The sequence below is a fragment of the Clostridium phoceensis genome (assembly GCF_001244495.1).
Lineage (GTDB): Bacteria > Bacillota > Clostridia > Oscillospirales > Oscillospiraceae > Lawsonibacter > Lawsonibacter asaccharolyticus.
In genome coordinates this window covers 1,002,984-1,017,546 of sequence record NZ_LN866274.1, presented here as the reverse complement: position 1 = coordinate 1,017,546, position 14,563 = coordinate 1,002,984, and the positions used below count along the sequence as shown (strand labels likewise).

Sequence of the window (14,563 nt, the reverse complement as noted above, 5' to 3'; positions counted from 1 at the left end):
ATATCGGTAAAACAGGAGGTGAGAGCTCTGTGCGGCAGTCCAATGACGGTATGCTGGGCGCCATGCCGGTGCCCCGTTTGGTGGTGACTATGTCCCTGCCCATCATGCTGTCCATGCTCATCAGCGCCGTCTACAATCTGGTGGACAGCGTCTATGTGGCCCAGTACAGCGACGAGGCCTTTCTGGCCCTCTCTTACGCCTACCCCATCCAGATGCTGCTGGTGGCCTTCTGCTCTGGCATCGGGGTGGGCTTCAGCGCCATTTTCTCCCGCCGGCTGGGGGAGGGAGACCAGGAACAGGCTGCTTCTGCGGTCTGTCACGGGTTTTTCCTTTACGGACTCTGCTGGCTCCTCTTCCTTCTTTTCGCCCTGACAGGGGCCTCCCCCTTCCTGCGCCTCTCCACAGAGGACCCCTCCGTCGCCCGGCAGGGGGCCCAGTACCTGCTGATCTGCTGCGGACTGTCCATCGGCACCTGCATGCAGTTTTTGACGGAGCGCATCCTTCAGGCCATGGGCCGCCCCGCCGGCTTCATGATCGTGCAGGGCTCGGGTGCCATCCTCAACCTGATCCTGGACCCTATCTTCATCTTCGTCCTGGACCTTGGAGTTGCGGGGGCCGCGGCAGCCACGGTCATCGGTCAGATCTCCGGCGCGTTGATCGGCTTCTGGCTGGTGTACCGCCTCCGGCACCAGCTCCCCATCCGCCTGCGGGGCTTCCGCCCCCGGGGGGAAATGCTGGCTGAGATGGGCCGCGTCTCCGCCCCCGCCGTGGTGATGCAGTCGCTGAACAGCTTCATGTCCCTGGGGCTGAACCAGCTGCTGACCCGGTGGTCCCAGTCCGCGGTCTTTGTACTGGGCGCCTACTTCAAGCTCCAGACCTTTATCTTCATGCCCATATTCGGCATCAGCAGCGGCCTGATCCCTATTTTGAGCTATAACTACGGGTCCGGGGCACTCCGGCGCGTGTCAGCCTCTGTCCGTTTTGGCCAGCAGTTCACCGCCGTCCTCTCCCTGTCCGGGGCCCTGCTGCTCTCCCTGCTGGCCTCCCCCCTGCTCCGCTCCGCCTTCCGGGCGAGCCCCGAGGCCCTGGCCATGGGGGCCCCCGCTCTGCGGATCATCGCCCTCTCCTTTTTCTTCTCCGGGACCAGCATTATCTTCTGCTCCGCCTTTCAATCCCTGGGCCGCAGCCGCTGGTCTCTTCTGGTGGCCCTGCTGCGCCAGATCCTGCTCCTGCTCCCCGCCGCTGCCCTTCTGCTGGCCCTGAAGCCGGCCCTGGTCTGGGCCGCCTTTCCCCTCTCGGAGCTGATCTCCTGCTTTGCCGCCGCACTCCTCTACCGCCGCACAATTCAAAAACAGCTCCTCTGAACGGCGCTCTCTGCAATCTCAATTTCCCCGTTAACATGTCACATATTAAAAATGGAACAGATAAGTGATGGTCTAAGAGTCTTTGTCCATTTTATCCACGGGGCAGGATACAGATCGGCCAGTTGGATCTCACACCTGGCAGGCGGCGAGGGCAGACGGGGCTGTCAGCGGTGAGCGCAGCCCCATTCACTTGCCGTGCTGACTGGCTCAGGCAGGTCCGCTGTTTACTGGGCTCTTTTGAGTTTAAGCTCCTGGGAAATACCAGACAAACTCATTCCTATTGCAACCAAGGCAAGCAAATATTCTTTCAAATATGCTGATCGAGCCGACGCCCGCATAACACCTTAGCTGCTATGCGCTTCAAGAACAGTCTGCTTTCTGATATTCCCTTCAGTAATCAGTTCACTCACTTTTTTCTATTTCCTCCGCTTCTTGCTTCTGTCTTTCAAGGATCGTGTCTGGTATTTCTCGATACCGTCTGAGCAGATAGTCCCTTTCTTTTGTATGCCATTTGCAGGCTGTGATCAGTACCCCAACTGCAAAGATCAATATCGCTATTCCAATGCTATTCCGGTATCCAGTCAACTCAAGAATGAAATAACTGATAAACGAAGAGAACATAGCAGCCACCAGATAGATACAGATAACATACTTTTGCAGCTTTCTTTCCGGAAGTGAAATGAAAAAGCTATCCCACTCGTCAGAGTTAAATCGGAGCTGTCTGCCTTTGATCCAAAACAGCAGCAGAAACCCTCCTAACGAAAATCCCTTGCATAAAAGCGCTTTCATGCCTGAAATCAAGACAATTCCAAAAATCCACATCATAAATGATCGTTCCTGTTAATATCCATATTTCTTTTGGTATCTGCCAAACATAATAAGAGATAGGCAGATCGCCGCAAACTCCGCAGCGGGTGTCGCAAACCACACACCTGTTACGCCGAAAAGTGCGGGAAGTATCAGCATAGCGATCACCATGAATACAAAGGAGCGTGAAAAAGCAAGCACCGCTGAGATCAGCCCGTTGGATAACGCCGTAAACATTCCGCTGGCAAAAACATTAAAGCCGATAAAGATAAGGGCAAAGGAACAGATACGGTTTCCTGTAACCGCCAAATCATATACTGGGTTATCTGGGCGGGCGAACACCGAGACAAGCGGCTCTGTAACGACCAGCGAAGCGATGAGGGTCACAGCAGCGATCACGCTGATGATCTTCAAGCTCATACGTATCAGCTTTTTTAATTTTCCATGATTTTGTTCGCCATAGTAAAAACTGATCATAGGCGCGACTCCGTAGGAATAGCCGGTATAGAGAGAAGTGGCGAACATCAGCACATACATAATGATGGTAATGGCTGCTACGCCGTTTTCCCCTACATATTTCAGCATTGTCCAGTTAAACATCATAGTAACGATACCTGTCACTAAGGCGGTCGCCATTTCCGAACTGCCATTTGTGGCAGCTTCCCACAAAGTTTTTCTCCGGCATACCGGCTTTACAAAATGAAGCAGGCTGTTTTTCTTGGAAAACAGCACAATTCCCACTACCGCCGTAACAGAATACCCCAAGCCGGTGGCAATCGCCGCCCCCGCAATCCCCATATCAAGTACAGCGATCAAAACATAGTCAAGGACCATATTCAACACGCCGCCTGTAATGGAGCAGACCATAGAAAGATCTGACTTCCCGGCGGCGATCATATAAAGGGTAAAGTTATTCATCAGCAGGATAGGGATTGTGAAAATCAAATAGCGGCTCAAATAATCGTGGCAGTGATCAAATACAACCGGCGAAAGGTTCATGCTTCCAAAGATGCCGTCCATGACAAGATAACCTAAAACGGACATGACAAGCCCTACGATCACATTCACAACAATTAGAAATGTGAAGTCCTCATTTGCTTCCGTTGCTTTTTGCTCTCCTACCTTTCTCATAATGACAGCGCTTCCACCCGTAGCAAGCATGGTAGAGATGGCAGTTACCAGTGAAATAATCGGGGCGGTCAAATTGACTGCGGACAGTGCATCTGTACCAATCAGATTGGATACAAACAGACCGTCCACCATGGTATAAAAGGACATGAATACCGTCATAACGATAGTCGGGACAGCAAATCTCAAAACATTTTTCAATGTTACCGGGCGGCTGTATGCGTTCTCGCTCAGCATAAATAAAGATCCTCCTTGTTTTTTCTCTGAACATTTTATATAATAAACCGTACAGTAACAGTACAGTCAAGGGGGATCTTCAAAAATGCTGAAAGAAAAAGCTGCACTGTTTACCATAGGGCAGTTTGCGGCGCTCCATGAAATCAACAAAAAAACTTTGATGTGGTATGATGAGATCGGTCTGCTGAAACCTGCCTGTATTAAGGAAAACGGCTATCGGTATTACAGCTACCAGCAGAGTGCGGCACTGGAAACAATTTTAATGCTGCGGGAGTTAAATGTATCTCTTGATGAAATCAAACAATTTATGGAAAACCGTACCATTGATAACTTCGCTTCTCTTTTGCAAGAAAAAATCACAGAATTAAATCAAACCATTTCCCATTTGAGATCTATCCAAAAAATTCTGATCAACCAGCAGCAGGATATGGATATGCTGCGCTCTTTGGATATTGCAGAAATCAGCCTTGTGGAAAAGCAGAGCCGCTATTTGGTGGCTGTTGATATGGCTGAAAACTTATCATTTGAACAAGAAATTGAACGGGTCATTGCCGAAACAAAAAAACACCAACTTCGCCGTCTGCATGACGCTTCCTATGGTGCCATGCTTCCAGTGGAGCATTTATATCAAGGAAAATTCAGCGAGTATAGTGCCATATATATTGAAATGCCTTTTCCTGTTTCCAAAAGAGGACTGCATCTGCAGCCTGCCGGAACATACCTAAGGGCTTTTTGTAAGGGAAATTGGGAAAATCTTCCCGAAAGATACAAAGAAATCCTTGCCTATGCAAAAAAGCAAGGGACAACTCTGTGTGGCTATGCTTATGAAACGGGGATCAATGAGTTGGTTATTGATAGTATAGACGATTATATCACTCAAATTGAAATTCCCATTAAGCCGGAATAGTGGGAGGCTGTCTGTCAAATCCTTATGTGCTGCTCTACCGCACATGAGCATTGACAAAAGAAATATCTTCCAAAAGGACAATGAAACGTCGTCTGCCAGGAGAAGCCTCCTTTGACAGCCGGCATTTCTTGTATTCCGGCTCTATCTGTGCCCAGTGCAGCACAAAAAGAGGGACTATCGGCTTTTCACCGATAGTCCCTCTTTAAATTTCCACATTTCACTTGCTGGCCGCACAGTATAGGCGTCTCCTGACACTTTTCTACGGAGGCGTCAAAGCACACCGCAGCCTTACTTTTCCTCAGGCCGCTCTTACATCATTTTGACAGTGTAATACACCAGCAGAGCGAAGAGCCAGGCCACCAGCACATAAATCAGATAGTAGCCCACATTTCCACCCATCACTGCGGCGGCGGCTACCGCCACCACATTGACGGCCAGGGTCAGGAAGATCAGGGAGTATCCAGCCTCTGCGGGAAGGACACGGACCTCACGGCCCGCCAGGCTCCACACGCCGCCGTTCTTCCTGGCCTGGAGCAGCATCACCAGCCCCAGCACCATCAGGATGGCCACGATGGCCAGGAACACGTACGTAGTCAGCCGGGAGGAGGAGGGGTCCACTGTGCTGTCCTTGTGGCGCAGCATCCACAGGAGCATGGTGCCCAGACCGGTATAGAAGGCGGAGTAAAAGAACTCCCGCTGATACAGGTAGTACACCAGCGCCAGGGCGGCCCAGGCAGGCACCAGCAGGAACAGCATGCGGACGCCGGCGTCCTTAAAACAGATCGTGATATGGGCGATGGCCGTCACCGCGCTGAAAGCGGCCACCAGGACCAGGGGCATGGTGCCGGTGCGCCCCTCCCGGGAGAAGCGCAGGAAGCACCACACTGCGGAGGCCGCCAGGGCTATCAGCGCCACGATGCGCACCGCCTTCAGGCCCGCGTCAAAGGCGTAGACCATATTGATGGACTCCACCGTGGAGTAGTAGTTGATATAGTATTTATTGACCAGCATCAAAAGCAGCTCCATCAGGATGGCCGCCCCGACCCAGAGCAAGCCCCGGTTCAGTGCGATATCCTCCTGACGGCGCCGCTCTTCTCTCTGATTCTTGTCCATTGCGATGATTCTCTCCTTACTTGCAGCAGGGGCGCCCTTGGGCGGCAACCCTGAGATTCTCGTTTTCAGTCAGCCCGGATCCCGTTCCGTCTGCCTCCCGGCGGGGGGATAAAACAGACTGGATGGGAAAAGAATATCCAGTCGAGTTATTATTTTACCAGACCGGCACAAATATTGCAAGCTAAAAAAGGATTTTTCCGGCAAAAACGGGCGAAAACCTGAAAACAGGGCACCCCCTCGCGGCCCGGGACCGGGCCATGAGGGGGGGCTGCATCGCTTTGACGCCTGTTCAGGCGTTGCCTCCAAATTCGTTGAAGAAGCGGTCGTGGATGGCCTGGACCGCCCGGTCTGCGTCCCGCTCATTCACCAGGACAGAGACCTTGATCTCGCTGGTGGAGATCATGTTGATGTTCACGCTGGCACCGTAGAGGGCCTCAAACATCCTGGCGGCCACACCGGGGTTGTTTACCATCCCGGCCCCCACGATGGAGACCTTGGCCACCTGCTCATTCACTTCGATCTCCCGGAAGCCGATGGCCTCCCTGTGCTCTTCCAGCAGCGCCTTGGCCCGTTCAGTGTCGCCCCGGGCCACGGTGAAGCTGATATCCTTGCTGCTGTCCCGTCCAATGGACTGGAGGATGATGTCTACGTTGATCCGGTTCTTTGCCAAGAGAGAGAAGATCTTAAAGGCGATCCCGGGCTCGTCGGCCAGGCCCACCAAGGCCAGCCGGGCCACATTTTTATCTTTCGCCACACCGCTGACGTGGGATTTTTCCATGTTTTTTACGACCTCCTTAACTTTCGTACCCGGATTCCCGGTGAAGCTGGAGAGAACCTCCAGATTGACGTTGTATCGCTTGGCCATTTCCACCGAGCGGTTGTGCAGCACCTGCGCCCCCAGGCTGGCCAGTTCCAGCATCTCGTCGTAGGTGATCTCTTCCAGCTTTCTCGCTCCGGTGACCGAGCGGGGATCGGCGGTGTACACGCCGTCCACATCGGTGTAGATCTGACACAGATCTGCATGGAGGGAGGCGGCCAGAGCCACCGCCGAGGTGTCGGAGCCGCCCCGTCCCAGGGTAGTGATGTCATCATACTTATTGATGCCCTGGAAGCCGGCCACCAGGACGATCTTCCGGGCGTCCAGCTCAGTCTGTATGCGGTCGGTGCGGATGCGCTTGATCCGGGCACTGCCGTAAGCGGAGTTGGTGAGCATCCCCGCCTGCCAGCCAGTGAGAGAGATCACAGGATACCCCAGAGCTTCGATGGCCATGGCGCACAGGGAGATGGAGATCTGTTCTCCAGTGGCCAGCAGCATGTCCATCTCCCGGCGGGAGGCTCCGGGGTTGATCTCTTCCGCCTTGGCAATCAGGTCATCGGTGGTGTCCCCCTGGGCGGACAGGACCACCACCACGTTGTTTCCTTTGCGATATGTCTCCGTGATGATCCGGGCCACATTCCGGATGCGGGCCGTGTCGGCGACGGAGCTGCCGCCGAATTTTTGTACGATCAATGCCATATATCTGTTTCCCCCTAAAGGTCAATTCTCGATCAGCGCGCAGGACTCTGCACACCATTCTATGCCGGCGGCGTTCCTCACTCCAGCACCCGGATAAGGGAGTGGAGCTCCATCCCCTCCAGCCTGGCCCGGACCTGGGGCTCCGTCATGGGTGCGGTCAGGAAAGCGGTCTCCCCGGCAGGCGCACCTCCCCTTGCCAGGGGGCTGATCTCCCCGAAGGCGGCCCGGACTTTGTCCATGGAGGCCGTCCCCCGGACATACCAGCGGGAGCTGAGGATGTCGGAACTGACCACCAGGTCCCGGGACCCGGGTCCCCAGACCGCACACCGGGCAGTCTTCAGATCCTTGGCGATGTCGATGACATCGGCCACCACGGCGGAAGCCGTGGGCAGCTTGCCCGCCCCCCGGCCATAAAACATCACGTCACCGATGGCGTTTCCGGTGACGGAAATGGCGTTGAACACGTCCTCCACCCCGGACAGGGGGTTGGAGGCGGGCACCAGATGGGGGGCCACAAAGGCGCAGAGCTTTCCCTCCCTCTCCCGGATGGCCCGGCCCAGCAGCTTGATCTTATAGCCGCAGGAGTCGGCATAGGCCACATCGGCCAGGGTGACGCCCCGGATGCCCTGGGTGGGCACCTGGTCAGGGTAGACGTGCTGCCCGAAGGCCAGGGCTGCCAGGATGCAGATCTTCCGGCAGGCGTCGTGTCCGTCTACGTCGGCGGAGGGGTCCCGCTCCGCGTAACCGTTCTCCTGTGCCTCCTTCAGCGCCTGCTCGAAGGTGAGGCCCGCCTTGATCATCCGGGTAAGGATATAGTTGGTGGTGCCGTTGAGGATGCCGGTGACCTGGCTGAGCTCGTTGGCTGCCAAGCAGGAGGTCAGGGGCCGCAGGATAGGGATGCCCCCGCCCACGCTGGCCTCGAACAGATAGCTGACCCCGTGCTCCCGGGCCAGCTGGAGCAGCTCATAGCCGTGGGTGGCCACCAGCTCCTTATTGGAGGAGACCACGCTCTTGCCCGCTTTCAGCGCCCGGGTGGTAAAGTCCAGCGCCACCGTGGCGCCGCCGATAGTCTCCACTACGATGTCCACCTCGGGGTCGCTCTCGATGACCCCAAAGTCCTTGACGAAGCAGTCCCGGTACGGGCTGTCCGGGAAATCCCGCACATCCAGGATATATTTCAGCCGCACCAGATTCTCCACCCGCTGGTCGATCAGCCCGCCGTTGGTGGTGAGCACCTCTGCCACGCCGGAGCCTACAGTGCCAAAGCCTAAGATCGCAACATTTACCATTCCGTTCACCTCATGAATCTCTTCCACGATAATCTAAAAACACGGCCCGTTATCCGGCCAGGATCTCACAGCGCAGCACGCCGGGGCTGCCCCCCGCGGCGGCCAGCAGCTCCTCCAGGGAGCGCCGCAGGGCGGAGGTCTCCGCCGTGATGGTCACCACCGCACAGCCGTTGACCGGGATGTTCTGATTGATGGTCAGAATATTGATGCCTGTACCGGCGAACACGTTCAACACGCCGGAGAGCACGCCGGGCTCATCCCGCAGTACGGTCTGGAGCGTGACGATCCTGCCGTGGAGCATATCCTGAAAGGGATGCACCGCGTCCTTATACTTATAGAACGCGCTCCGGCTGATGCCCACCTCCCGGGCCGCGCCGTTCACCGTGGTCTTCTCCCCGGTCTCTAACAGGCGCTTGGCCTCCGCCACTTTCCGAATGATCTCCGGCATGGCCTCTGCCTCCACGATAAAGTACTTCGCCCCTCCGCTCAACTGCGTCTCCCTCCAGACTATGCGTCATCCCCGCCCCGTGTCCGTGTTGCAAGGGCATTTGTTCTTGTGTTGTGGTCCATTGTAACACACCCGGCGGACCGCTTCAATGAAATCTTTGACGAAAAATAGAGATTTTCTTCCCATCCCACCGAAAATATCCGTCATATTACACAGTCTCCTGCTTTTCAGGCCCTTTTGAGCATAAAAAAACAGCGCCGCACACGCCGGCGCTGTTTTTTTGTTGCCAATCAGCCCTGGGAAATGGCACCCACAGGGCAGGTGTCAGAGCAAGCGCCGCAGTCGATGCAGGCATCCTCGCTGATGACATACTGGGAATCGCCCTGAGAAATCGCACCCACAGGGCAGCCGTCGGCGCAGGAGCCGCAGCTGATGCAGGCATCGCTAATCTTGTAAGCCATGGGAAACACCTCCATAAAAATCTAGTCTCATTTTATCACAAGTTTTGAAAAATGCAATGATAATTTTTTTGAAATTGGAAATACTGAGAGGAAAACCTATCCAGAGGTGATATGTATGCCAGAATGCCGCTTTACCTCCACCGCCCTGGGCGCCCTGCGGCTGGCCCAGGAGAACGCCGCCCGACTGGGGCACAGCTATGTGGGCAGCGAGCACCTGCTGCTGGGTCTGGCCAGCCAGGAGTACAGCGCCGCCGCCCGGTCCCTTCAGAGCAGCGGGGTGGACAGCCGCTCCCTGCGCTCCGCCATCTCCCAGCTGGTGGGCACCGGCGTGCCCGCTCGGTCCCTCCACCAGGGCCTGACCCCCAAGTGCTGCCTGGCCATCCAGCAGGCAGCGGCCGCCTCCCGCCGCCTGGGGCAGAACGCTGTCAGCGCGGAGCACCTGCTGCTGGGTCTGCTCCAGGACCGTGAGTGCGCCGCCTGCCGCCTTATGGCGGAGCAGGGGGCGGATCTGGACCAGCTCTCCCAGGGACTGGCAGCCTTTCTGGGGGGCGAGGAACTCCCCACCCGCTCCGTCCGACCCCGGGAACCGGAGCGCAGCACCGATACCCGCCTGCTGGACCAGTGCGCCCGGGACTTGACCCGGATGGCTGCCGACGGACAGCTGGACCCGGTGATCGGCCGGGAGGAGGAACTGACCCGGGTGATCCAGATCCTGTCCCGGCGGACCAAGAACAACCCCGCCCTCATCGGGGAACCAGGCGTGGGAAAGACTGCCATTGTGGAGGGGCTGGCCCTGGCCATCGCTGATGGCACCGCCCCCTCCCACCTGCTGGGCAGGCGTGTGTGCGCTCTGGACCTATGCGCCATGGTGGCGGGCACCAAGTACCGTGGGGAGTTCGAGGAGAAGCTCAAACACGTGCTGGAGGAGGTCCGCCGGGCAGGCAACATCATCCTCTTCATCGATGAGCTGCACACCATCGTGGGGGCGGGGAGCGCGGAGGGGGCCATCGACGCCGCCAACATCCTGAAGCCCGCTCTGTCCCGTGGGGAGCTCCAGGTGCTGGGGGCCACCACACTGGACGAGTATCAGCGCTATATCGAGAAGGACGCCGCCCTGGAGCGCCGCTTCCAGCCCGTCACAGTCCGGGAGCCCACCCGTGACCAGGCCCTGGCCATCCTCCAGGGCCTTCGGGGCCGATACGAGGGGCACCACCACCTCTCCATCTCCGATGAGGCCCTGGAGGCGGCGGTGGACCTGTCCTGCCGCTATCTGCCCCAGCGCTTTCTCCCGGACAAGGCCATCGACCTGGTGGACGAGGCGGCCAGCCGGGCCCGGCTGGCCGGGCGCTCCCTCCCCCCGGAGCTCCAAGCCCTGGAGCTCCGGGCCGTCCAGACCGGCCGCCAGCTGCGGGAGGCCATCCGGGCCCAGGACTTCGAGCAGGCAGCCATGCTCCGGGACGCGGAGGAGGATTTTCGGGAGGAGCTGAATCACTCCCGCCGGGCCTGGCAGGCCAGCCAGGAGCGGCGCTCGGTGGAGCCCTGCCACATCCGGGAGGTCCTCTCCCAATGGACCGGGGTGCCGGTCACCGATCTGGACGATGGGGACCGCCGGGCCCTTTTGGAGCTGGAGGACCATCTGCGCGGGCAGCTGCTGGGCCAAGATGCCGCAGTGGAACAGGTGGCCCGAGCCATCCGACGGGGACGGCTGGGACTAAAAGACGGCCGCCGGCCCACCGGCTGCTTCCTCCTCCTGGGTCCCAGCGGCGTGGGCAAGACCCAGCTGTGCCGGGCCCTGGCCGCTGTCCTCTTCGGCAGTCAGGACGCCCTGATCCGCTTCGACATGTCGGAGTATATGGAACCCCACTCCGTCTCCCGCCTCATCGGCTCCCCCCCGGGCTATGTGGGCCATGAGGACGGCGGACAGCTCACCGAGGCGGTGCGCCGCTCCCCCTGGTCCGTGGTGCTGCTGGACGAGCTGGAGAAGGCCCATCGGGATATCTGGTCCATCCTGCTCCAGGTGATGGAGGAGGGGGTGCTTACCGACAGCCGGGGCCGCAAAACGGATTTCCGCAACACCGTGCTGGTCATGACCTCCAACCTGGGTTCCCAACGCTTCGTGCGGGGACCCGGCCTGGGCTTCTCCCCCGGCCCTGAGGGGGACCGGACCGCCCTGGAGCGGGAGGTGCTGGCCGACGCACGGAAGTCCTTTCCCCCGGAGTTCCTCAACCGTCTGGACGCCGCCCTTGTCTTCCACCCACTGGACCACACTTCCTTGGTCTCCATCACCCGGCAGCTGCTGGACCAGGCGGGGGCTCGCCTGGCGGAGCTGGGCGTCTCTCTGTCTGCGGAGGAGGGTGCGGTGGAACTGCTGGCCCGCAGCGGCGGGGACCGGGAGTACGGCGCCCGCCCTCTGCGCCGCGCGGTCTCCTCTCTGGTGGAGGACCCCGCCGCAGACCTGGTGCTGCGGGGTGCCCTGGTACCCGGAGACACGCTCCAGGTCTCCGTCTCCCAAGGCAAGGTCACAGTTCGCCCAGTTTCCCCGAAATGAACGGAAATATTGCACAATTTTCTCTTTCCTTTCCTTTTCTTTTGTGGTATAATGCCCATAAGGCGACCCCTCAGCACATGCACGGCCCCGCTGGTCACCAGCGGGGCTTGACATATTCCCGTTTAGGAGGCATCGTTTCATGGAAGATCATCGTTCCAGCGGCATCCTGCTGGCCGTGTCCTCTCTGCCCGGCCCCTACGGCATCGGCTCCCTGGGCGGACCCTCCCGGCGGTTCGTGGATTTTCTCGCCGAGGCCGGGCAGCACTACTGGCAGATCCTGCCCCTTGTCCCACCGGGGGACGGCTCCTCCCCCTATATGTCCCCCTCCGCTTTTGCCGGCAACCCCTATCTCATCGACCTGGATGAACTGGCGGCCGAGGGGCTCCTCACCCCCCAGGAGCTGGACGGGGCCCGCTGGCCCGACCCGGACCGGGTGGATTACGACCATCTGGCCCAGACCCGTATCCCCCTGCTGCGGAAGGCCTGGGAACGCTCCCAAACCGCCCACCTCCAGTCTGACGCCCCAGACCTGCCCTGGCTGGAGGATTACTGCACCTTCGCCGCCCTCCACGACCGGTATCAAGCCCCTTTCTGGCAGTGGCCTGAGGACGCCCCTCCGCCGGAGCCGGAGGAGATTGATTTTCACCGTTTCCTCCAGGAGACCTTCTACCGCCAGTGGATGGCTCTGAAGAAATATGCCAGCCGGCGCTGCATCCGCATCATGGGTGACATCCCCTTCTACCTCTCCCCAGACAGCGTTCAGATGTGGCGCCAGCCCGAGCTCTTTCAGCTGGATGGGAAGGGCCATCTGGCCGCCTCGGCCGGCGTTCCCCCCGACGCATTTTCTGACCAGGGCCAGCTGTGGGGCAACCCCCTCTATGACTGGAAGGGAAACAAGCAGGGGGTCTTTGACTTCTGGAAGCGGCGCATCCAGTGGTGCGCCGCCATCTATGACGCCGTGCGCATCGACCACTTCCGGGCTTTCCACAGCTACTGGTCCGTCCCCACTGGCGCGGAGAATGCCCGGGAGGGCCATTGGGAGGATGGACCGGGGATGGAGCTCCTCCATGCCCTGCAAAAATCCGCCCCCCAGCTGGAGCTCATTGCGGAGGACCTGGGGGACCTGGGGCCCGAAGCCCTGCAGTTCGTCCGTACCTGCGGCATCCCCGGCATGAAGGTGATGGTGTTCGCCTTCGACCCCGTGGGGGAGAGCGCCTACCTCCCCCACAACTGCCAGCGGGACTCCGTCATCTATACTGGCACCCATGACACCCCGACCTTCCTCCAGTGGCTGAGAGAGACCGACCCCGACTCCCGCCTGTTCGCCAGCCGCTATCTCCGGCTCCGGCAGGACGAGGGGCTGGGCTGGGGCGTGATCTCCGGCGCCTGGGCCGCTCCCAGCCGCCTGGCTATCGCCCCCCTCCAGGATGTACTGGGGCTGGGCAGCGACGCTCGGATGAACACCCCCGGCACTATGGGCAGCCAGAATTGGAGCTGGCGGGTCCGTCAGGAGGCCTTCAACCCCTACGTCTCCGGTAAGCTGCGTGAGATCACCCGCACCTACCGCCGCTGAAACAGCAGAGCAGCCCGCCGTGCCCCTTGGAGGGCTCGGCGGGCTGTCCTATTCTTCTTGACGTGCCGCCTCCCAGCCGATACAATAACGAGAGAAAACGTGAGGAGGAAGATCCATGACCTATTCTGAAGTCTTGCAGGCCGCCAGGGGATGCAGCGGCCCTTACTGCAAAGCCTGCCCGGTATGCAATGGCCGGGCCTGCGGCAGCTCCATGCCCGGCCCGGGAGCAAAGGGCACCGGCACCGTCGCCGTCCGGAATTATGAGGCGTGGCAGAGCATCCGGCTGGATCTGGACACCATCTGCGAAAACAAGCCTGTGGACACCCGTTACACCTTCTTCGGGCAGCAGTACGATCTGCCCGTCTTTGCCGGCCCGGTGGGCGCCACCAAGCTGCACTACGGCGAAAAATATGACGACCAGGCCTACAACAGCATCCTGGTCCCGGCGTGTGCCCAGGCCGGCATCGCCGCCTTCACCGGCGACGGGACCGACCCCGCAGTCTTCACCGCCGCAGCCAGGGCCATCGGTGCCTCCGGCGGGAAGGGCATTCCTACCGTAAAGCCCTGGGACCGCAACACACTCTTCCCCAAGCTGGACGAGGCCAAGGCGGCCGGCGCCCAGGTCATCGCCATGGACATCGACGCCGCCGGCCTCCCCTTCCTGAAGGGGCTCCAGCCCCCGGCGGGCAGCAAGACGGTGGCGGAGCTGCGGGAGATCGTGGAGTACGCCGAAGTCCCCTTCCTGATCAAAGGCGTTATGACCGTGAAGGGGGCCCGCAAGGCTCTGGAGGCCGGCGCGGCGGGCATCGTGGTATCCAACCATGGGGGCCGGGTGCTGGACGGTGTCCCCGCCACGGCCGAAGCCCTTCCCGCCATTGCCGACGCGGTGAGGGACCAGATGGTCATCCTGGTGGACGGCGGCATCCGCAGCGGCGTGGACGTGTGTAAGGCACTGGCGCTGGGTGCTGACGCCGTTCTGCTGGCCCGCCCCTATGTCACAGCGGTGTACGGCGGAGGAGCAGAGGGCGTGGCCCTGCTGACCCAGAAGCTGAAGGGGGAGCTGGAGGACACCATGGCTATGTGCGGGGTCCACAGTCTGAAAGAGATCACCAGAGAGATCCTTTTCTAAGTAAAATATAGAGATAACAAGCGGCTCCCACGTGTCTTCGGCA

At 59.4% G+C, this 14,563-nt stretch carries 12 protein-coding genes; 5 read left to right on the top strand and 7 right to left on the bottom strand.

Going from position 1 to position 14,563, the window contains the following annotated elements; genetic code table 11:
• The first annotated feature begins 29 nt into the window (after positions 1-29).
• A complete protein-coding gene (locus tag BN1969_RS05715; protein WP_050623421.1) occupies positions 30-1,364 on the top strand; it encodes an MATE family efflux transporter in 1,335 nt (444 codons plus the stop codon).
• Between the two features lie 402 nt (positions 1,365-1,766).
• On the opposite strand, the gene BN1969_RS05710 is transcribed toward BN1969_RS05715, so the two are convergent.
• Positions 1,767-2,189, bottom strand: a complete 423-nt coding sequence (locus BN1969_RS05710; protein ID WP_050623420.1) for an MFS transporter — start codon at positions 2,187-2,189, stop codon at positions 1,767-1,769.
• 15 nt (positions 2,190-2,204) lie between these two features.
• A complete protein-coding gene (locus BN1969_RS05705) occupies positions 2,205-3,536 on the bottom strand; it encodes an MATE family efflux transporter (protein WP_050623419.1) in 1,332 nt (443 codons plus the stop codon).
• An 85-nt stretch (positions 3,537-3,621) separates the two neighbouring features.
• On the opposite strand from BN1969_RS05705, the gene BN1969_RS05700 reads away from it, so the two are divergent.
• Positions 3,622-4,443, top strand: a complete 822-nt coding sequence (locus BN1969_RS05700) for a MerR family transcriptional regulator (protein ID WP_050623418.1) — start codon at positions 3,622-3,624, stop codon at positions 4,441-4,443.
• A 309-nt stretch (positions 4,444-4,752) separates the two neighbouring features.
• Here BN1969_RS05700 and BN1969_RS05695 read toward each other — a convergent pair whose 3' ends face one another.
• The 5 genes from BN1969_RS05695 to BN1969_RS05675 form a co-directional block, all read right to left on the bottom strand.
• Positions 4,753-5,556 (bottom strand): hypothetical protein, encoded by an 804-nt coding sequence (locus tag BN1969_RS05695; protein ID WP_050623417.1) that lies wholly within the window; start codon positions 5,554-5,556, stop codon positions 4,753-4,755.
• A 289-nt stretch (positions 5,557-5,845) separates the two neighbouring features.
• Complete coding sequence (locus BN1969_RS05690; protein WP_050623416.1) at positions 5,846-7,072, bottom strand: aspartate kinase; 1,227 nt, start codon at positions 7,070-7,072, stop codon at positions 5,846-5,848.
• A 77-nt stretch (positions 7,073-7,149) separates the two neighbouring features.
• Positions 7,150-8,361, bottom strand: coding sequence for a homoserine dehydrogenase (locus BN1969_RS05685; protein WP_050623415.1), 1,212 nt, complete (start codon positions 8,359-8,361; stop codon positions 7,150-7,152).
• 49 nt (positions 8,362-8,410) lie between these two features.
• The gene (locus BN1969_RS05680) at positions 8,411-8,851 is read right to left on the bottom strand and encodes an ACT domain-containing protein (protein ID WP_077138704.1); all 441 of its coding nucleotides are present in this window, start codon (positions 8,849-8,851) and stop codon (positions 8,411-8,413) included.
• A gap of 248 nt (positions 8,852-9,099) precedes the next feature.
• Positions 9,100-9,270: a 4Fe-4S ferredoxin gene (locus BN1969_RS05675; protein ID WP_050625401.1), complete on the bottom strand. Its 171-nt coding sequence runs from the start codon at positions 9,268-9,270 to the stop codon at positions 9,100-9,102.
• Between the two features lie 115 nt (positions 9,271-9,385).
• Between BN1969_RS05675 and BN1969_RS05670 the strand changes: the two genes are divergently transcribed.
• The 3 genes from BN1969_RS05670 to BN1969_RS05660 all read left to right on the top strand — a co-directional run bounded on the left by BN1969_RS05670 (position 9,386) and on the right by BN1969_RS05660 (position 14,520).
• Positions 9,386-11,818, top strand: a complete 2,433-nt coding sequence (locus tag BN1969_RS05670; protein ID WP_050623414.1) for an ATP-dependent Clp protease ATP-binding subunit — start codon at positions 9,386-9,388, stop codon at positions 11,816-11,818.
• 139 nt (positions 11,819-11,957) lie between these two features.
• Complete coding sequence (malQ, locus tag BN1969_RS05665; protein WP_050623413.1) at positions 11,958-13,391, top strand: 4-alpha-glucanotransferase; 1,434 nt, start codon at positions 11,958-11,960, stop codon at positions 13,389-13,391.
• A 115-nt stretch (positions 13,392-13,506) separates the two neighbouring features.
• Positions 13,507-14,520, top strand: a complete 1,014-nt coding sequence (locus BN1969_RS05660) for an alpha-hydroxy-acid oxidizing protein (protein WP_050623412.1) — start codon at positions 13,507-13,509, stop codon at positions 14,518-14,520.
• Positions 14,521-14,563: the final 43 nt, after the last annotated feature.